General features: G+C 60.6%; 18 protein-coding genes and 1 pseudogene. 16 read left to right on the plus strand and 3 right to left on the minus strand.

Annotation, left to right across the window (positions count from 1 at the left end; genetic code table 11):
- Positions 1 to 71 precede the first annotated feature (71 nt).
- Together RNA01_RS13260 and hemC are read right to left on the minus strand one after the other, a co-directional pair.
- The gene (locus RNA01_RS13260; RefSeq protein ID WP_147180693.1) at positions 72 to 797 is read right to left on the minus strand and encodes a uroporphyrinogen-III synthase; all 726 of its coding nucleotides are present in this window, start codon (positions 795 to 797) and stop codon (positions 72 to 74) included.
- Between the two features lie 3 nt (positions 798 to 800).
- On the minus strand, positions 801 to 1,730 hold the full coding sequence (hemC, locus tag RNA01_RS13265) for a hydroxymethylbilane synthase (protein ID WP_147180694.1): 930 nt from the start codon (positions 1,728 to 1,730) through the stop codon (positions 801 to 803).
- Positions 1,731 to 1,803: 73 nt separating this feature from the next.
- Here hemC and tsaD point away from each other — a divergent pair, with 73 nt between their 5' ends.
- From tsaD to RNA01_RS13290, 5 genes and pseudogenes are all read left to right on the plus strand, one after another.
- Positions 1,804 to 2,901 (plus strand): tRNA (adenosine(37)-N6)-threonylcarbamoyltransferase complex transferase subunit TsaD, encoded by a 1,098-nt coding sequence (gene tsaD, locus RNA01_RS13270; protein ID WP_147180695.1) that lies wholly within the window; start codon positions 1,804 to 1,806, stop codon positions 2,899 to 2,901.
- Positions 2,898 to 3,887 (plus strand): NAD(P)H-dependent glycerol-3-phosphate dehydrogenase, encoded by a 990-nt coding sequence (locus RNA01_RS13275; RefSeq protein WP_147180696.1) that lies wholly within the window; start codon positions 2,898 to 2,900, stop codon positions 3,885 to 3,887. Before tsaD ends, RNA01_RS13275 begins: the two co-directional genes overlap by 4 nt.
- A gap of 32 nt (positions 3,888 to 3,919) precedes the next feature.
- On the plus strand, positions 3,920 to 4,213 hold the full coding sequence (locus RNA01_RS13280) for a YciI-like protein (protein ID WP_147180697.1): 294 nt from the start codon (positions 3,920 to 3,922) through the stop codon (positions 4,211 to 4,213).
- A gap of 7 nt (positions 4,214 to 4,220) precedes the next feature.
- A complete protein-coding gene (locus RNA01_RS13285; RefSeq protein ID WP_147180698.1) occupies positions 4,221 to 4,652 on the plus strand; it encodes an EVE domain-containing protein in 432 nt (143 codons plus the stop codon).
- Positions 4,604 to 5,306, plus strand: a pseudogene (locus tag RNA01_RS13290) (class I SAM-dependent methyltransferase). Before RNA01_RS13285 ends, RNA01_RS13290 begins: the two are co-directional and overlap by 49 nt.
- A 9-nt stretch (positions 5,307 to 5,315) precedes the next feature.
- Here the strand turns inward: RNA01_RS13290 and RNA01_RS13295 are convergent.
- On the minus strand, positions 5,316 to 5,642 hold the full coding sequence (locus RNA01_RS13295; RefSeq protein WP_147180700.1) for a hypothetical protein: 327 nt from the start codon (positions 5,640 to 5,642) through the stop codon (positions 5,316 to 5,318).
- Positions 5,643 to 5,945: 303 nt separating this feature from the next.
- Here RNA01_RS13295 and sdhC point away from each other — a divergent pair, with 303 nt between their 5' ends.
- The 11 genes from sdhC (at position 5,946) to odhB (ending at position 19,054) form a co-directional block, all read left to right on the plus strand.
- Entirely contained in the window at positions 5,946 to 6,338 is a 393-nt protein-coding gene (gene sdhC, locus RNA01_RS13300; RefSeq protein ID WP_147180701.1) for a succinate dehydrogenase, cytochrome b556 subunit, read from the plus strand.
- Positions 6,339 to 6,349: 11 nt separating this feature from the next.
- Complete coding sequence (gene sdhD, locus RNA01_RS13305) at positions 6,350 to 6,730, plus strand: succinate dehydrogenase, hydrophobic membrane anchor protein (RefSeq protein ID WP_147180702.1); 381 nt, start codon at positions 6,350 to 6,352, stop codon at positions 6,728 to 6,730.
- 6 nt (positions 6,731 to 6,736) lie between these two features.
- Positions 6,737 to 8,578 carry a succinate dehydrogenase flavoprotein subunit gene (gene sdhA / locus RNA01_RS13310; protein WP_147180703.1) on the plus strand — a complete coding sequence of 614 codons (1,842 nt, stop codon included), beginning with the start codon at positions 6,737 to 6,739 and terminating at the stop codon, positions 8,576 to 8,578.
- Between the two features lie 18 nt (positions 8,579 to 8,596).
- Positions 8,597 to 9,376 carry a succinate dehydrogenase iron-sulfur subunit gene (locus RNA01_RS13315; protein ID WP_147180704.1) on the plus strand — a complete coding sequence of 260 codons (780 nt, stop codon included), beginning with the start codon at positions 8,597 to 8,599 and terminating at the stop codon, positions 9,374 to 9,376.
- Positions 9,377 to 9,571: 195 nt separating this feature from the next.
- Complete coding sequence (locus tag RNA01_RS13320) at positions 9,572 to 10,090, plus strand: protease inhibitor Inh/omp19 family protein (protein WP_147180705.1); 519 nt, start codon at positions 9,572 to 9,574, stop codon at positions 10,088 to 10,090.
- 71 nt (positions 10,091 to 10,161) lie between these two features.
- A complete protein-coding gene (zapE, locus tag RNA01_RS13325; RefSeq protein WP_147180706.1) occupies positions 10,162 to 11,325 on the plus strand; it encodes a cell division protein ZapE in 1,164 nt (387 codons plus the stop codon).
- Between the two features lie 178 nt (positions 11,326 to 11,503).
- Positions 11,504 to 12,466, plus strand: coding sequence for a malate dehydrogenase (mdh, locus tag RNA01_RS13330; protein ID WP_147180707.1), 963 nt, complete (start codon positions 11,504 to 11,506; stop codon positions 12,464 to 12,466).
- Between the two features lie 31 nt (positions 12,467 to 12,497).
- Positions 12,498 to 13,691 (plus strand): ADP-forming succinate--CoA ligase subunit beta, encoded by a 1,194-nt coding sequence (gene sucC, locus RNA01_RS13335; RefSeq protein ID WP_147180708.1) that lies wholly within the window; start codon positions 12,498 to 12,500, stop codon positions 13,689 to 13,691.
- Between the two features lie 18 nt (positions 13,692 to 13,709).
- Positions 13,710 to 14,612: a succinate--CoA ligase subunit alpha gene (gene sucD / locus RNA01_RS13340; RefSeq protein WP_147180709.1), complete on the plus strand. Its 903-nt coding sequence runs from the start codon at positions 13,710 to 13,712 to the stop codon at positions 14,610 to 14,612.
- A 162-nt stretch (positions 14,613 to 14,774) separates the two neighbouring features.
- Positions 14,775 to 17,771: a 2-oxoglutarate dehydrogenase E1 component gene (locus tag RNA01_RS13345; protein WP_147180710.1), complete on the plus strand. Its 2,997-nt coding sequence runs from the start codon at positions 14,775 to 14,777 to the stop codon at positions 17,769 to 17,771.
- Positions 17,772 to 17,830: 59 nt separating this feature from the next.
- Positions 17,831 to 19,054 (plus strand): 2-oxoglutarate dehydrogenase complex dihydrolipoyllysine-residue succinyltransferase, encoded by a 1,224-nt coding sequence (gene odhB, locus RNA01_RS13350; RefSeq protein WP_147180711.1) that lies wholly within the window; start codon positions 17,831 to 17,833, stop codon positions 19,052 to 19,054.
- Position 19,055 lies beyond the last annotated feature (1 nt).

Below are 19,055 nucleotides of genomic sequence, written 5' to 3' on the forward strand. Positions count from 1 at the left end.
CCTGCGGTCCGCTAAAACTAGTCAGTCGGAAGGGGGAAGGAAAGGGCGAAGATCAAATTTGGCCCTCGACCTTAGAGTAGTGAGAGGAGCGAGGCCTCCGTCGGGACCGGCGCTGCCTGTGTTCTCTGGCTGTAGACTTCGGGAACGGCAGCGGCGACTTTCTCGCTCAGGCAGAGAAAACGGGTGTTGGAGAAACGGTCCGGATCGACCGCTAACAGCGTCTGATCGAACAGACGGTGTGCACTCTCGCTCGAATAGAGCAGCGCGACATCGATGCTGCCTTTGCCGAGAAGCTCTCCAATTTCCGATGAAGACGGTGCAAGAGGCCGCATCCGATAGCACTCGCAGACCTCGAAGGGCATGGTCAGCGCTTTGAGTTCGGTTTCGAAGCTTGCGGCGCGGGGGCTTCCGGCGAGGTATAGAACAGGGCGATCCACGGAGGCGGCTTCGCCGACTTGCTCCATGATCAGCCGGGCAAGGGCCGTTCCGTCACTATTTCCGGTAAAGACTTTGCTAAATCCCAGTTTGCGTGCGGCATCACCCGTCTTCTCACCCACAGCAAAGCAGGCCGTATCCATGTAGGCTGCCGGATAATCGGGCAGGGTCGCCAGGGCGCGCAAGGCCTCGGCGCTGGTGACTGCGATTGCAGCGTGAGGACGCGCAAGGGCCGTTCTCAAGGCGTCGCTGTCGTACTCGGCAGCGGCGAGCGGCAGGAGCAGGGGGGCGTGACCGCGCCGCCTGAGTTCGGCGGCAGTTCGGCTTGCCGCCGGTTCGGGGCGCGTTACAAGAACGCGCATGGCCTAGCTCCAGCTGGAAAAGAAATCGGGACCAGCCTTGGCGCGTACCGCCTCACCGGCGGCGCGTCCGATCCGTGCGGCTTCACTGCGGGCGCCTTCCATGTTGATCTCATGATGACGCGAGCCGTCCGGGGTCAGGATCATGCCGGAGAAGGAGAGTCGGTCGTCGTCACAAATGGCAAGGCCGGCGATCGGTGTCCGGCAAGAGCCATCGAGTGCGGCGAGAAAAGCGCGCTCGCAAGTTACCGCGTCGGAGGTCGTGCGATCGTTGATCGTTGCCAAGAGAGCGTTTATCCGGTCGTCGTCGACCCGGGTTTCGATGCAGATGGCACCCTGGGCCGGCGCCGGGGGGAAGTCCTTCGGATCAAGCAGTTCGGTCGGCACGTCCAGCTTGCCCAGGCGCCGGAGGCCGGCATAGGCCAGCAATGTGCCGTCAGCCTGGCCCTCGGCCAGCTTCCTTAGTCGGGTATCGACCTGTCCCCGAAAGGTGATGACTTTGAGATCTGGACGCAGGCGACGGATCAGGGCCTGGCGGCGCAGCGAGGCGGAGCCGACCGTGGCGCCAAGCGGCAGTTCGGTCAGTTTTGGCGTTGTCTTGCCGATGAAGGCGTCACGGACATCTTCGCGCGGCAGGAAGGCGGATAGGAAAAGGCCGTCCGGCAGTTTGGTCGGCATGTCCTTGGAAGAGTGAACGGCCAGATCCAGATCGCCGGAACGCAATTGCGCCTCGATCTCTTCGGTGAACAAGCCCTTGCCGCCGAGTTCAGCCAAGGGGCGATCGGTGACACGGTCGCCTTGCGTCGAGAGAACGACAACCTCGAACATATCTTCGGTCAGGCCATGGGCTGCCATCAGACGGTCGCGGGTCTCATAGGCTTGCGCGAGCGCCAGAGGGCTGCCACGTGTGCCGATGCGGAAAGGTTTTGTTTGCATCCGATCTGATCCGTTGTTACCGACAGACCTCGTAGACCGGTTTCACCGCCATCGCAATCAATGAACAGGGCAAATGGGCTCCAAACTACGCATACTCGGCATTGAGACCAGCTGTGACGAAACGGCCGCAGCGGTCGTTTCGCGCTTCGAGGACGGCAGCGGTCTGATCGAGGCCGATGTTGTCTTGAGCCAACTCGACGAGCACAGTGCCTATGGTGGCGTCGTGCCGGAGATCGCGGCGCGCGCGCATGTCGATGCGCTCGACAGTCTGATCGAGGAGGCGCTGGTCCGTGCCGGGACGACGCTCTCCGATATCGATGCGATTGCCGCGACTGCCGGCCCCGGTCTGATCGGCGGGTTGCTTGTCGGCCTGATGACCGGCAAGGCGATCGCGCGGGCGACGGGTAAGCCGCTCTACGCGATCAACCACCTTGAAGGTCATGCGCTGACGGTGCGGCTCACCGACAATCTCACCTTCCCCTACCTTATGCTGCTCGTTTCCGGTGGTCATACCCAGTTGGTGCTGGTGCGCGGCATCGGCGACTACCAGCGCTGGGGTACGACGATCGACGACGCGCTGGGCGAGGCATTCGACAAGACCGCCAAGCTGCTCGGTCTGCCCTATCCAGGCGGTCCTGAAGTCGAGAGGGCGGCGGCGAAGGGTGATGCGCAGCGGTTCAATTTTCCGCGGCCGCTGGTTGGAGAGACGCGGCTTGATTTCTCCTTTTCCGGCCTGAAAACGGCGGTCCGTCAGGCGGCCGAGAGCATAGAGCCGGTGAGTGGCCAGGATATCTCTGACATTTGCGCGTCATTCCAGCGGGCGATATCGCGCACGCTCGACGACCGGATCGGGCGTGGGCTGTTGCGATTTCTGACGGAGTTTCCGCAGGGTGACAGCATGCCGGCTCTCGTGGTGGCCGGCGGGGTTGCCGCCAATCAGGAACTACGCCGCACGTTGCAATCGCTGTGCGACCGGCATGGTTTCCGCTTCGTGGCACCACCACTTGGGCTTTGCACCGACAATGCGGTGATGATTGCCTGGGCGGGCCTCGAGCGTATGGCTCTCGGCATGCCGGCAGACGCGCTCGATGTGCAGCCGCGTTCGCGCTGGCCGCTGGATGCGGGCGCGCAGGCTCTGCTCGCCTATGGCAAGCGGGGAGCTAAGGCATGAGCGACAGGGAACGGATCGCCGTCATCGGATCGGGTGCTTTCGGCACCGCGCTTGCGGCCGTCATGGCATCCGAGGGCCGGCTTGAGACGGTGCTTGTTGGCCGCGACGCAACGTTGATCGCCGACTTGCAGTCGACGCGGGTGCACGAGGCGGCGCTGCCGGGTATCCGGCTGCCGGACGGCTTGGTGTTTTCCTCGGATCTGGACGTGATCTCGACGGCGGGCATTGTGCTCTTCGCCATGCCGTCGCAGTCCCAGATTGACGCGACCGCCCAATATGGACCGTATCTGCGCGATGGCGCGACCGTGGTCACTTGCGCCAAGGGAATAGACCGGAGTTCAACCCGGCTGCTCACCGACGTACTCGAAGAAGCCTTGCCGCATCATCCGGTTGCAGCGCTTTCCGGGCCGGGCTTTGCCGCTGATATTGCCAAGGGGTTGCCGACCGCCATGGCGATCGCCGCTGCCGATCTTTCTGTTGCTGAAATGCTGGCGCATGCCATTTCCGGTCGTACCTTCCGGCTCTACGCCTCTGGCGACCGGATCGGCGTACAACTCGGCGGTGCTTTGAAAAACGTCCTGGCGATCGCCTGCGGCATCGTCGAAGGCATGGGGCTCGGCGATTCGGCCCGCGCCGCGCTGATTGCCCGAGGCTTGGCTGAAATGTCACGGCTGGTCGCGGCCATGGGCGGCAAGGCGGACACGGTGCGCGGTCTTTCCGGTCTTGGGGATCTGGTCCTCACGGCCACCAGTCACCAATCGCGTAACCTGCGCTTCGGCATTTCGCTGGGGCGCGGCGAGCCGATCGACTTCTCACGCGGCCAGTTGGTCGAGGGCGCCTTTGCCGCTGCTGTCGCCTCCCGCCTTGCCGAAGGGCTGGAGGTCAGCATGCCGATCACCGATGCCGTCGCCCTGGTCATCGAGGGCAACCTCGATATTCCGACGGCCATTGAGCAACTGATGTCGCGTCCGATCACCACCGAGTGACAAGCGTCGAACAACCAAGGAGAAATGAGAACATGCTGTTTGCCGTGATCTGCACCGACAAGCCCGGGCACCTGAACGTCCGGATGGAAACCCGCCCGGCCCATGTCGAGTGGTTGAACGGCCTGAACGCCGCCGGCACGCTGAAGATCGGCGGGCCGTTCCTCGATGAGGATGGCAAGCCCTGTGGTTCGATGCTGCTGATCGCTGCCGATGATCTCGGCGCGGCCAAGGCTGTTGCCGCGCAGGACCCCTATGCTGGCGCCGGCCTCTTCGCTGATGTTGAAATCAAGCCTTACAACTGGATCTTCAACAATCCGGAGGCCTGAGGCGGACATGGCATTTTGGCTCTACAAGTCAGAACCCTTCAAATGGTCCTGGGAAATGCAGAAGGCCAAGGGTGACGTTGGCGAGGAGTGGACGGGCGTTCGCAACTATCTCGCGCGTAACAACATGCGGGCCATGCAGATCGGCGACAAAGGCTTCTTCTATCATTCGAACGAGGGGCTGGAGGTCGTCGGAATCGTCGAGGTCTGTGCCCTTTCTCATCCGGATTCGACAGCCGAGGGCGATGCCCGCTGGGATTGCGTCGACATCCGCGCTGTGTGCGATATGCCAAGACCCGTCACGCTGAAGGACGTCAAGGCCAATCCGAAGCTCGCCGGTATGGCACTCGTCACCTCGATGCGCCTCTCGGTGCAGCCGGTGACGGAAGAGGAATATCTCGAAGTCTGCCGTATGGGCGGGCTCGAGAATCCACCGCGCTGAGGAGGTGGCTTGAATACCGATCCAGAGGCCTTCATCCGTAAAAACACCAGCCTGATGGCGCCGCCGCACGTGCCGGAAATACGGCTCCGGCTGGCGAGCGAGGTTCATGACCTCTGGCTCAAGACGGAAGAGGACCTTGACGCCATTGGTCTACCGCCGCCGTTCTGGGCTTTCGCCTGGGCGGGCGGGCAGGGTCTTGCCCGCTATGTTCTCGATCACCCCGAGGAAGTGCGCGGCAAGCGCGTGCTCGATTTTGCCACGGGTTCCGGATTGGTGGCGATTGCGGCGAAACTTGCCGGTGCTGCCGAAGTCATCGCCGTTGATATCGATCCTTGGGCAGGAACGGCCGTACGTCTCAATGCGGCGGAAAACGGTGTTGAAATCGAGTTCCTCTCCGACAATCTGATTGGTGTTCCGATCGACACGAATATTATCCTGGCCGGCGACGTGTTCTACGATCGCGATTTTTCCGATGCCTTGGCGGAATGGTTCGGTCGCCTGACGGCGGCTGGGACGCGGGTGCTGGCCGGCGATCCAGGCCGCAGCTACCGTCCGACGGAACGGCTGGAGCCGCTGGCTACCTATGAAGTGCCCGTGACAAGGGTTCTCGAGGATAGCGAAATCAAGAAGACGACGGTCTGGCTGTTTCGCTGACCGGCTTTCTCACCTGGGACGGATGACGCAGACGCCGGCTTCAAACGAACAGGCGCTATTCTCCATATCTGCGCCAACCTCGATGATTTTCGCCACCGGCGGGCGATAGGTAATCATCTTGCGGCGGGAACCTTCGATGGCGAAATAGATCCCCGTGCCGCGGACGCGCACAGCCGAGATAGATCCGGCGAATGTGCCAATGCCCGGAACAACCGACGGAAGCCCTGCACCACCGACAACCGCGTCTCTATAATCATTGCCATGCGCGCTCGAAGCGAAAAGCAGTGATGTTGCGACTGCAACCAGCAATCCGGTGCGGGAAGGACGTATGACCATAGATGCCTTTCCGTCAAAATCGCGAGTGGTTAACAAAAGGTTAAGGCCACAATGCCAGACTTTCCCGGTAAAGTCATGGGTCGTTACGATTTTTTCGCGAGCCCGCAGCAAATCCTGCGATTTGGCATAAAGTTCTATTCATCCCAATCGATTAAATTCAAATCGACGGGCGAATGGGCTTGTCGTCGGTCATTTCGGCGATTAAACGTCGCAATTGATGCAATGCACCCACACGTGGGTTTTCAAGCATTGCCCGGAGGATGTCCGAAAATTCGGAACGCATTGAAACGCCGCGAGGTCCTGATGGCGAATCTGACAAATAACCGGCCCTTGTCGCCGCATCTGCAAATCTACAAGCCGATCCCCACCATGGTGATGTCGATCCTGCATCGTATTACCGGGGCCGCACTCTACTTCGGCACGATCCTGGTCGCTTGGTGGCTGATCGCCGCATCGACGGGCGCAGCCTATTTTGACTGGGTCAGCTGGTTCATGGGGACGATCATCGGTCGGCTCGTGCTGCTCGGCTACACCTGGGCTCTGCTGCATCACATGCTTGGCGGCCTCCGCCACTTGATGTGGGATGTCGGCTACGGCTTCGACAAGCATTTTTCCACCAAGCTCGCCAAGATCAACATCATCGGTTCGCTGGTGTTGACCGTTCTTGTGTGGGCAATCGCCTACGCTGTACGCTGAGGATCACGAACATGGATATGCGCACTCCACTTGGTAAGGTCCGCGGTCTCGGTTCGGCAAAGGAAGGTACGGATCACTTCTGGCGTCAGAGGGTCACGGCTGTTGCCAATATTCCGCTCATCCTCTTCTTCATCGGCTTCCTGGTATGCTACGGCGGCGCTCCCTATGCGGATGTCGTCGGCGCGCTTGCCAATCCGGTCGTCGCTGTGGTTATGGGGCTGGTGGTCATCTCCGGCGTCATTCACATGAAGCTCGGTATGCAGGTCATCATCGAGGATTATGTCCACGCCGAGCTGGTCAAGATCGCCTTGCTGATGCTCAACATGTTCTTCGCGATCCTGATTGCCGGGCTCTGTCTCTTCGCCCTTCTGAAGATCGCATTCGTAGGATAATTCCCCATGGCACCGATCAACTCTCCCGCCCAGAACGGCAAGGCATACAAGTATGTCGATCACTCTTACGACGTGGTCGTCGTCGGTGCTGGCGGCGCAGGTTTGCGCGCCACCCTCGGCATGGCCGAGCAGGGCTTCAAGACCGCCTGCATCACCAAGGTCTTCCCGACTCGCTCACATACGGTCGCGGCGCAGGGCGGTATTGCCGCTTCGCTCACCAATATGACGCCTGACTGTTGGCAGTGGCACCTTTATGACACCGTCAAGGGCTCCGACTGGCTCGGCGACGTCGATGCCATGCAGTATCTCGCCATGGAGGCGCCGAAGGCTGTCTATGAGCTCGAGCACTATGGGGTGCCCTTCTCGCGTAACGAGGAAGGCAAGATCTACCAGCGCCCGTTCGGTGGTCACATGCAGAACTACGGTGAAGGCCCACCGGTACAGCGCACCTGCGCTGCCGCCGACCGCACCGGCCATGCCATCCTGCATACGCTTTATGGTCAGTCGCTACGCAACAATGCGGAATTCTTCATCGAGTATTTCGCCCTCGACCTGATCATGGCGCCGGATGGCCGCTGTACCGGTGTCGTAGCCTGGAACCTTGATGACGGTACGATCCATCGCTTTTCCGCCAAGATGGTGGTTTTGGCGACTGGTGGTTATGGCCGTGCCTACTTCTCGGCCACTTCGGCCCACACCTGCACCGGCGACGGCGGCGGCATGATTGCCCGCGCCGGCCTACCGCTTCAGGACATGGAGTTCGTGCAGTTCCATCCGACCGGCATCTATGGTGCCGGCTGTCTGATCACCGAAGGCGCGCGCGGCGAAGGTGGTTATCTGGTAAATTCCGAAGGCGAGCGCTTCATGGAGCGCTATGCGCCCTCGGCTAAGGACCTTGCTTCACGCGACGTCGTTTCGCGCTGCATGACAATGGAAATCCGTGAGGGCCGCGGTGTTGGCAAGAACAAGGATCACATCTTCCTGCATCTCGACCACCTCGATCCGGCCGTTCTACACGAGCGCCTGCCGGGTATCTCGGAATCGGCGAAGATCTTCGCTGGCGTCGACGTGACCCGCGAGCCGATCCCGGTCCTGCCGACCGTCCACTACAACATGGGCGGTATTCCGACCAATTACTGGGGCGAAGTGCTGAACGCCGATGCCTCGAACCCGGAACGCGTTGCGCCCGGCCTTATGGCTGTTGGCGAGGCGGGTTGTGCATCGGTTCATGGTGCGAACCGCCTTGGCTCCAACTCACTGATCGATCTTGTCGTCTTTGGGCGTGCCGCCGCCATTCGCGCCGGACAGGTCATCGACAAGTCGGAGCCGGTCCCCGCACTCGACATTGCCGCTTGCGACAAGATCATGGAGCGTTTCGACAGGCTGCGGAATGCCTCCGGTTCGACGCCGACGGCCGTGCTGCGCGACAAGATGCAGCGCGCCATGCAGGAAGACGCTGCCGTGTTCCGCACCCAGGAAGCACTGGAAAGCGGCTGCCGTCGCATTTCGGCGATCTGGAAGGAAATGCCGGACGTGAAGGTCACCGACCGCTCGTTGATCTGGAATTCCGACTTGGTCGAAACGCTTGAGTTGCATAACCTGATGGCCAATGCGATCACCACGGTCTATGGCGCTGAGGCGCGCAAGGAAAGCCGTGGCAGTCATGCTCGCGAGGATTACACCAGCGGCCCGTTTGCCGGCCGTGACGACGAGAACTGGCGTAAGCATACGCTGGCTTGGGTCTCCGAGGCAGGCGACGTGAAGCTCGACTACCGTCCGGTCCACACCGACCTCATCGCCGAAGGTATCGATCCGCACAAGATCGAGCCCAAGGCTCGCGTTTATTGATCTGGAGAGGAACTGGACATGGTTGAACTCGCTCTTCCCAAAAACTCGCAGATCAGCGAAGGCAAGGTCTGGCCTAAGCCGGCCGGTGCCACGAACGTACGGGAATACCGAATCTATCGCTGGAACCCTGACGACGGCCAAAACCCGCGCATCGATACCTATTATATCGACATCGATGACTGCGGCCCGATGGTTCTTGATGGTCTTCTGTACATCAAGAACAACATCGATCCGACGCTGACGCTACGCCGCTCATGCCGCGAAGGCATTTGCGGTTCCTGCGCGATGAACATCGACGGCACCAATACGCTCGCCTGCACCAAGGGCATGGACGAGATTGGCGGCACGGTGAAGGTCTACCCGTTGCCGCATATGCCGGTGGTAAAGGATCTGGTGCCGGATCTAACCAATTTCTACGCCCAGCACCGCTCGATCGAGCCATGGCTGAAGACGGTTTCGCCGCCGCCGGCCAAGGAGTGGAAGCAGAGCCATGAGGATCGCCTGAAGCTCGACGGTCTGTACGAGTGCATCCTTTGCGCCTGCTGCTCGACCTCCTGTCCGAGCTACTGGTGGAACGGCGATCGTTATCTTGGTCCAGCCGTTCTGCTACAGGCCTATCGCTGGCTGATCGACAGCCGCGACGAGGCGACCGGCGAACGTCTTGATAACCTGGAAGACCCCTTCCGGCTCTATCGCTGCCACACGATCATGAACTGTACGCAGACCTGCCCGAAGGGTCTGAACCCGGCCAAGGCAATCGCCGAGATCAAGAAGATGATGGTCGAGCGCCGCGTCTGATCGGCGTAAAGAACGGTATGCGGGTTGCATTCCAGCGGTTGTGACCCATGTAATTGCGGACCGGCGAGGATCTCCTTTGGAGGTTCCGCCGTTTCGTATATTGGCCAGTCTCTTGATTCGAGCATGCGTTTTGCGATAATTCCGCCTTGTTTCGGGACGACAACCGGCCTTACGCGGTCAACCGGGAGTGTGATGATGAAGTTGAAACATGTGGCGACGGGCGTTGCGATCCTTCTGTCTCTGGCGGGTTGCCAGCGTGCATCCTACAGCGGCTTCAACTCTGGCGCTTCTTCACTTCCTCCGCTCGAGGCGCAGCCTGTGCCGTCTGTTCAGTCAGGCCAACTGCCGCCGCCCGGCGCGTCTTCCAATTTTCCGGCCGCACCCGCACCAATGACCCAAACCGCAGCGGCCGACGTGGCTCCGGCCACCGCGCTTGACCTGACCAAGGAATCCATGGTCGGCAATTGGCGGGTTTCCAATGCTGGCACCTCCTGCGATATGTTCCTGACGCTGACCAATCTTGGCAGTGGCTCGCGCGGTGGTACGCGCGGTTGCGCCGGTCCGCTGACGGCCATGGGGTCGTGGGAAGTCTCCGGCAAGCAGGTGGTGCTGAAGGACCGTAGCGGCAATGTACTCGGCCGTCTCTACAAGACCGCCGACGCGCGCTATGACGGTACCACCAATACCGGGCAGCCGATCAGCCTCAGCCGCTAAGCTCCATCATTCTCAAGCCGCGCGGCTGTCGTTCTGGCGACGCCGCTCGGTCGCTCAAGCGGAGCCTGCGCATGCAGCCCATCCCCGACTATGCCATGAGCGTCGCCGAGCAGTTGCGCTCGATGACCGAGGCTGGAACGCTCAAGGCCGACAAAGCCCAGATGGCGGTTGCTGGCCATCTCGATCGCATTCTTCAAGATCTGAAGCAGCGCAAGCCGGCCGCCAAGAAGAGTGCGCTCGGCTGGATGTTCGCACAGAAGCGGAAGCCGTTACAGGCGGTTCGCGGTCTCTACGTCCATGGCAGCGTCGGGCGTGGCAAGACCATGCTGATGGACCTTTTCTTCAAGATGGCCCCGGTCGAGAAAAAACGGCGCGCCCATTTCCATGAATTCATGGCCGATGTCCATGCCCGTATCCATGCGCATCGGATCAGGCTGAAGAACGGCGAAACCCGGCAGGCCGATCCGGTGCCGCCTGTCGCCGCGGCGCTGAGGGAGGAGGCTGAGCTCCTCTGCTTCGATGAATTTACCGTCACCGATATCGCCGACGCCATGATCCTCGCCAGGCTCTTTACCGAGCTTTTTGCCCGAGGCTGCACATTGGTGGCCACATCGAACGTCGAACCGGACAATCTCTACCGTGATGGTCTGAATCGGGGATTGTTCCTGCCGTTCATCGAGATGCTGAAGCGCCATGTCGAGGTGACGACCCTCGACTCGCCGACGGACTATCGGCTGGAGAAGTTGGAGAGCCTGCCGGTCTACGTCGCGCCACTCGATGCGGAGGCTGATCGTCTGATGAATCTGGCATGGCAGCGGGTGACCGAAGGGCGGCCTGAGATCTACACCGAGATCGAGATGAAGGGTCGAGTCGTGCCGGTGCCGCGCGCGGTGGGGCGCTCGGCGCGTTTCACCTTCGCCGAGCTTTGCGAGAACCCGCTTGGTGCCTCTGACTATCTGGAGATCGCGCGGCGCTTCGATGTGGTCTTCATAGATCACATTCCATATCTGGGGCCAGCCAAACGAAACGAGACGAAACGCTTCATTATTCTTGTTGATGCATTGTACGACTCTTCCGTGCAGGTGTTTGTGTCCGCAGCGGCGATGCCGGAGACTCTTCTGACGGAAAAGAAGGGTACAGAAGGCTTCGAGTTTGACCGGACCGTTTCCCGTCTTTTCGAGATGCGCAGCGCCGACTATCTTGCGCTACATCATGCCAACCGCGCTGAATTGTGACGATGGAACGTCAGAAAATATTACGTTTACGTAAGAATTTTATCATCTAACCGATTGAAAAAACTGCACCGAAAATAATCGGTTGCAGTTTTTCCTAAGTGTCGTTATGCGAATTTTCACAAAGCTTGGCTAATTGAGGCCGTCAGTTTTGGTTTTGGATCTAAAAGGAAGCACTTCAATGGCGCGCAATAAGATCGCTCTTATCGGTTCTGGAATGATTGGTGGAACGCTGGCGCATCTCGCCGGCCTCAAGGAACTGGGCGATATTGTCCTGTTCGACATTGCCGACGGCATCCCGCAGGGCAAGGGCCTCGACATCGCCCAGTCTTCCCCTGTCGAGGGTTTCAACGCCAAGCTGACCGGCGCTAGCGACTACGCCGCCATTGAAGGCGCGGACGTCTGCATTGTCACTGCTGGCGTCGCCCGCAAGCCGGGCATGAGCCGTGACGACCTGCTCGGCATCAACCTCAAGGTCATGGAGCAGGTCGGCGCCGGCATCAAGAAGTACGCCCCGAACGCTTTCGTGATCTGCATCACCAACCCGCTCGACGCTATGGTCTGGGCGCTCCAGAAGTTCTCTGGCCTGCCGGCCAACAAGGTCGTCGGCATGGCTGGCGTTCTCGACTCGGCGCGCTTCCGCCTGTTCCTTTCGGAAGAGTTCAAGGTCTCTGTTCAGGACGTCACGGCTTTCGTCCTCGGCGGCCACGGTGACACCATGGTCCCGCTCGCCCGTTACTCGACCGTTGGCGGTATTCCGCTGACCGACCTCGTCAAGATGGGCTGGGTCACCAAGGAGCGTCTCGAAGAAATCATCCAGCGTACCCGTGACGGCGGCGCTGAAATCGTCGGTTTGCTGAAGACCGGTTCGGCCTACTATGCCCCGGCCGCTTCGGCGATCGAGATGGCCGAATCCTACCTGAAGGACAAGAAGCGTGTTCTGCCTTGTGCCGCCTATCTTTCGGGTCAGTATGGCGTGAAGGACATGTATGTCGGCGTGCCGACCGTCATCGGCGCCGGTGGTGTGGAACGCATCATTGAGGTTGAGTTCAATAAGGCTGAGGAAGAGGCTTTCCAGAAGTCTGTTGGCGCCGTTGCCGGCCTCTGCGAAGCCTGCATCAATATCGCTCCGGCGCTGAAGTAATCGCCTTACGGCTTAAACCAGGGAAGAGACGATGAATATTCACGAATACCAGGCCAAGGCTCTGTTGAAGAGCTACGGCGCTCCGGTTGCGGAAGGGGTGGCGATCCTGAAGGTCGAGGAGGCAGAAGCCGCCGCCAAGAGCCTTCCGGGTCCGCTTTACGTGGTCAAGAGCCAGATCCATGCCGGCGGTCGCGGCAAGGGCAAGTTCAAGGAGCTTGGCCCCGACGCCAAGGGTGGCGTACGTCTGGCCAAGTCGATCGACGAAGTGGTTGCCAACGTCAAGGAAATGCTTGGCAATACGCTGGTAACCGCGCAGACCGGTGAGGCCGGCAAGCAGGTCAACCGTCTTTACATCGAAGACGGCGCCGACATTGCCCGCGAGCTCTATTGCTCGCTGCTGGTTGATCGTTCGGTCGGTCGTGTTGCATTCGTCGTCTCCACCGAGGGTGGTATGGATATCGAGGCGGTCGCCCATGACACGCCGGAGAAGATCCATACCGTCGCCATCGATCCGGAGAAGGGCGTAACGGCTGACGACGTTGCTGCGATCTGCAAGGCTCTCGAGCTTTCCGGTGCGGCCGCTGAAGATGCCAAGTCGCTCTTCCCGATCCTCTACAAGGCCTTCGACGAGAAGGATATGTCGCTTCTCGAGATCAATCCGCTGATCGTCATGACGAATGGCCATCTGCGCGTTCTCGATGCCAAGGTTTCGTTCGACGGTAACGCGCTGTTCCGTCACGACGACATCAAGGCGCTGCGCGATGAGACTGAAGAGGACGCCAAGGAAATCGAGGCCTCCAAGTGGGATCTCGCTTACGTGGCTCTCGACGGCAACATCGGCTGCATGGTCAATGGTGCCGGTCTCGCCATGGCGACGATGGACATCATCAAGCTGTACGGCAAAGAGCCGGCGAACTTCTGCGACGTTGGCGGTGGCGCCGGCAAGGAGAAGGTCGCTGCGGCCTTCAAGATCATTACCGCTGACCCGAAGGTCGAAGGCATTCTCGTCAACATCTTCGGTGGCATCATGAAGTGCGACGTCATCGCCGAAGGCGTTGTCGCTGCCGTGCAGGAAGTCGGTTTGAAGGTTCCGCTCGTTGTTCGCCTCGAAGGCACCAATGTCGAGCTCGGCAAGAAGATCCTGAACGAGTCCGGTCTGGCGATCACTGCCGCTGACGACTTGGACGACGCGGCGAAGAAGATCGTCGCGGCGATCAACGGCTAATTTGAGGGACCGGAAAATATGTCTATTCTTGTGAACAAAGACACCAAGGTCCTCGTGCAGGGCCTGACCGGCAAGACCGGCACCTTCCATACCGAGCAGGCTCTCGCCTACTACGGCACCCAGATGGTCGGCGGTATCCACCCGAAGAAGGGTGGCGAAACCTGGACCGGCTCCAAGGGCGAAAGCCTGCCGATCTTTGCGACCGTCGCCGAAGGCAAGGAAAAGACCGGCGCCGACGCAACCGTCATCTATGTCCCGCCGGCCGGTGCCGCAGATGCGATCATCGAGGCGATCGAAGCCGAGATCCCGTTCATCACCTGCATCACCGAGGGTATCCCGGTCATGGACATGGTTCGCGTCAAGGCTCGCCTCGATCGCTCCAAGTCCCGCCTGCTCGGCCCCAACTGCCCGGGCATCCTGACCCCGGAAGAATGCAAGATCGGCATCATGCCGGGCTCGATCTTCCGCAAGGGCTCGGTCGGTATCGTTTCGCGCTCTGGAACGTTGACCTACGAAGCCGTGTTCCAGACCTCGAACGAGGGCCTTGGTCAGACGACGGCTGTCGGCATCGGCGGCGACCCGGTCAAGGGTACCGAATTCATCGACGTCCTGGAAATGTTCCTGGCCGACGACGCCACCCAGTCGATTATCATGATCGGCGAAATCGGCGGCTCGGCTGAAGAAGATGCGGCGCAGTTCCTGATCGACGAAGCCAAGAAGGGTCGCAAGAAGCCGATGGCCGGCTTCATCGCCGGTCGTACGGCTCCGAAGGGCCGGACCATGGGGCACGCCGGCGCCGTGGTTTCGGGCGGCAAGGGCGATGCTGAATCCAAGATCGCAGCCATGGAAGCCGCCGGTATCAAGGTTTCGCCTTCCCCGGCACGCCTTGGCAAGACTCTGGTTGAAGTCCTCAAGGGCTGAAGCCATCTAACAAACACCAGGCAGGGGGATCGCAGTCTGTGATCCGCCTGCCTGATTTGACGTTTTAAGCAGTGGATCGTCACGAACGGTCTGAGAAAGCGGCAGACCGGGCTCCGGTCATCACCTCAAGTCGGGAGGCGGGCGCAAAGGCTCGCATGACACATGGCAAGGCAAGAAGCCAACGAGCAGTTTCAGATCACGTCTTTCCTCGACGGTTCGAACGCTGCCTATATCGAGCAGCTCTACGCGCGTTACGAAGATGATCCGACGTCAGTTACCGCCGAATGGCAGGCCTTCTTCAAGGCGCTCGCCGAAAATCCGGCCGATGTGAAGAAGGCTGCCGCCGGCGCCTCTTGGCAGCGCAATAACTGGCCGATCGCCGCGCACGGGGATCTCGTTTCCGCGCTCGACGGCAATTGGGGCGTGGTCGAGAAGGCCATTGAAACCAAGGTCAAGGCGAAGGCCGAGGCCGCAGCGGTCGCCACCGGCAAGCCCGCAAGCGAAGCAGAGGTCCTCCAGGCGACCCGCGATTCCGTTCGCGCCATCATGATGATTCGTGCTTACCGCATGCGCGGCCATCTGCACGCCAATCTCGATCCGCTCGGCCTGGCTGCACCGGTCGAGGACTATAACGAGCTGTCCCCGACGGCCTACGGTTTCACCGAAGCTGACTACAGCCGCAGGATCTTCATCGACAATGTGCTTGGTCTCGAATACGCGACCATTCCGGAAATGCTCGAGATCCTCAAGCGGACCTACTGCTCGACTATTGGTGTCGAGTTTATGCATATTTCTCACCCGGACGAGAAGCAGTGGATCCAGGAGCGTATCGAAGGGCCGGACAAGGGTGTCGATTTCACGCCAAACGGCAAGAAGGCGATCCTGCAAAAGCTGATCGAGTCCGAAGGCTTCGAGCAGTTCATCGACGTCAAGTACAAGGGCACCAAGCGCTTCGGCCTCGACGGAGGCGAAGCACTGATCCCGGCGCTTGAGCAGATCATTAAGCGCGGCGGCCAGGAAGGCCTCGAAGAGGTTGTTCTCGGCATGGCCCATCGCGGTCGCCTGAACGTTCTGACCAATGTGATGCACAAGCCGCATCGCGCCGTTTTCCACGAATTCAAGGGAGGCTCCTTCAAGCCTGACGAAGTCGAAGGCTCGGGCGACGTGAAGTATCACCTCGGTGCCTCGTCCGACCGCGAATTCGACGGCAACAAGGTTCACCTGTCGCTGACGGCCAACCCCTCGCACCTTGAGATCGTCAACCCGGTCGTCATGGGTAAGGCGCGCGCCAAGCAGGACCAGCTCGCCAAGGTCTGGGACGGTGACATCATCCCGCTTTCGGAGCGTTCCAAGGTCCTGCCCCTGCTGCTGCATGGCGATGCGGCTTTCGCTGGCCAGGGCGTTGTTGCCGAAATCCTCGGCCTTTCGGGCCTGCGTGGCCACCGTGTTGCCGGCACGATGCATTTCATCATCAACAATCAGATTGGCTTCACCACCAATCCGGCGTTCTCGCGCTCGTCGCCTTATCCGTCGGACGTAGCCAAGATGATCGAAGCGCCGATCTTCCACGTCAATGGCGACGATCCGGAAGCGGTCACCTACGCCGCCAAGATTGCCACTGAATACCGGATGAAGTTCCACAAGCCGGTTGTAGTCGATATGTTCTGCTACCGCCGCTTCGGTCACAACGAGGGCGATGAGCCCGCGTTCACCCAGCCGAAGATGTACAAGGCGATCCGTGCGCACAAGACGGTCGTGCAGATCTATGCCGAGCGTCTGATTGCCGAAGGCCTGATCTCGGAAGGCGAATTCGAGAAGATGAAGGCCGACTGGCGCGCCCATCTCGAGCAGGAGTTTGAGGCCGGCCAGTCCTACAAGCCGAACAAGGCAGACTGGCTTGACGGTCAGTGGTCCGGCTTGCGCGCTGCAGACAATGCCGACGAGCAGCGTCGTGGCAAGACCGCCGTGCCGATGAAGTCGCTCAAGGAAATTGGTCGCAAGCTGTCGACGATTCCTGAAGGCTTCAGTGCACATCGCACGATCAAACGCTTCATGGACAACCGCGCCCAGATGATCGAGACGGGCGAAGGTATCGACTGGGCAATGGGTGAGGCTCTTGCTTTCGGTTCGCTCTGCGTCGAAGGCACGAAGATCCGCCTGTCGGGTCAGGATTGCGAGCGCGGTACCTTCTCGCAGCGCCACTCGGTGCTCTACGATCAGGAAACCGAAGACCGCTTCATTCCGCTCGCTAACCTGGCGCCGAACCAGGGTCGCTACGAGGTCATCAATTCGATGCTCTCCGAAGAGGCCGTGCTTGGCTTCGAATACGGCTACTCGTTGGCCCGGCCGAACGCGCTGACGCTCTGGGAAGCCCAGTTCGGTGACTTTGCCAACGGTGCGCAGGTCGTCTTTGACCAGTTTATTTCGTCGGGCGAACGCAAGTGGCTGCGCATGTCGGGTCTCGTCTGCTTGCTGCCGCACGGTTATGAAGGTCAGGGTCCGGAACATTCCTCGGCCCGCCTCGAGCGCTGGCTGCAGATGTGCGCCGAAGACAACATGCAGGTCGCCAACGTCACGACGCCGGCGAACTACTTCCACATCCTGCGCCGCCAGGTGAAGCGTGACTTCCGCAAGCCGCTTATCCTGATGACGCCGAAGTCGCTGCTGCGCCACAAGCGTGCTGTCTCCAGCCTTTCGGAAATGGCGGGCGAGAGCTCGTTCCACCGTCTGCTGTGGGACGATGCCGAGGTCATCAAGGACGGCCCGATCAAGCTGCAGAAGGACAATAAGATCCGTCGCGTGGTCATGTGCACGGGTAAGGTCTATTACGACCTTCTGGAAGAGCGGGAGAAGCGCGGCATCGATGATGTCTACCTGTTGCGTATCGAACAGCTCTATCCGTTCCCGGCAAAGGCGCTGATCAACGAACTTTCGCGTTTCCGCAATGCGGAGATGGTGTGGTGCCAGGAAGAGCCAAAGAACATGGGCGCTTGGTCGTTCATCGACCCCTATCTCGAATGGGTGCTCGCTCACATCGATGCCAAGTATCAGCGCGTTCGCTACACAGGCCGTCCGGCCGCAGCTTCACCGGCGACAGGCCTGATGTCCAAGCACCTTGCCCAGCTTGAAGCCTTCCTTGAGGATGCGCTGGGGGGCTGATGCCTCCCACCGCCGAGACCCATCGACAGAAACATTCTCTGATCAACGGAATTGAGATCATGGCCACAGAAATCCGCGTACCCACCCTGGGTGAATCCGTCAGTGAAGCCACCGTCGGCACCTGGTTCAAGAAGGTTGGCGATACCGTCAAGGTCGACGAGCCGCTCGTCGAGCTGGAAACCGACAAGGTCACGGTCGAGGTTCCGTCCCCAGTCTCCGGCGTCCTGACCGAAATCGTTGCCGCCAATGGCGAGACCGTAGGCCTCGGCGCCCTGCTCGGCCAGATCGCCGAAGGCGCTGCGGGTGCAGTTGCGGCTGAGCCGGCCAAGGCCGCTGCCCCGGCTGCTGCCGCTCCGGCAGCCCCTGCCGTGTCGGCTCCTGCCGCAGGCGCTATGCCGGCCGCTCCGGCTGCCGCTAAGATGCTGGCTGAAAATAACCTCTCCGCCGATCAGGTCGAAGGCTCGGGCAAACGCGGCCAGGTCCTCAAGGGCGACGTGATCGCCGCGGTAGCCAAGGGCGTCACGACTGCCGCCGCTCCGGCTCCGGCCGCCGCGCCGCGTGCGCCGTCGGCCGCCGGCGATGTGGTCCGCGAGGAGCGCGTCAAGATGACCCGCCTGCGCCAGACCATCGCCAAGCGCCTCAAAGACGCCCAGAACACGGCAGCCATGCTGACCACCTACAACGAGGTGGACATGTCGGCGGTGATGAGCCTGCGCAACAAGTACAAGGACATCTTCGAGAAGAAGCACGGCGTGAAGCTCGGCTTCATGGGTTTCTTCACCAAGGCTGTGACACATGCCCTGAAGGAACTGCCGGCTGTCAACGCCGAGATCGACGGCACCGACATCATCTACAAGAACTACTGCCACGTCGGCATGGCCGTCGGCACAGACAAGGGTCTTGTGGTTCCGGTCATCCGCGACGCAGACCAGATGACGGTCGCCGAAGTCGAGAAGGAATTGGGTCGCCTGGCCAAGGCCGCCCGTGACGGCTCGCTCTCCATGGCCGACATGCAGGGTGGTACCTTCACCATCACCAATGGCGGTGTCTACGGTTCGCTGATGTCCTCGCCGATCCTCAACGCGCCTCAATCGGGCATCCTCGGCATGCACAAGATCCAGGAGCGTCCGGTCGCTATCGGTGGTCAGGTCGTCATTCGCCCGATGATGTATCTGGCGCTTTCCTACGACCACCGGATCGTCGACGGCAAGGAAGCCGTCACCTTCCTCGTGCGCGTCAAGGAAAGCCTGGAAGATCCGGAACGTCTGGTTCTCGATCTGTAAG

This window comes from Paenirhizobium naphthalenivorans (genome assembly GCF_007992095.1).
Lineage (GTDB): Bacteria > Pseudomonadota > Alphaproteobacteria > Rhizobiales > Rhizobiaceae > Allorhizobium > Allorhizobium naphthalenivorans.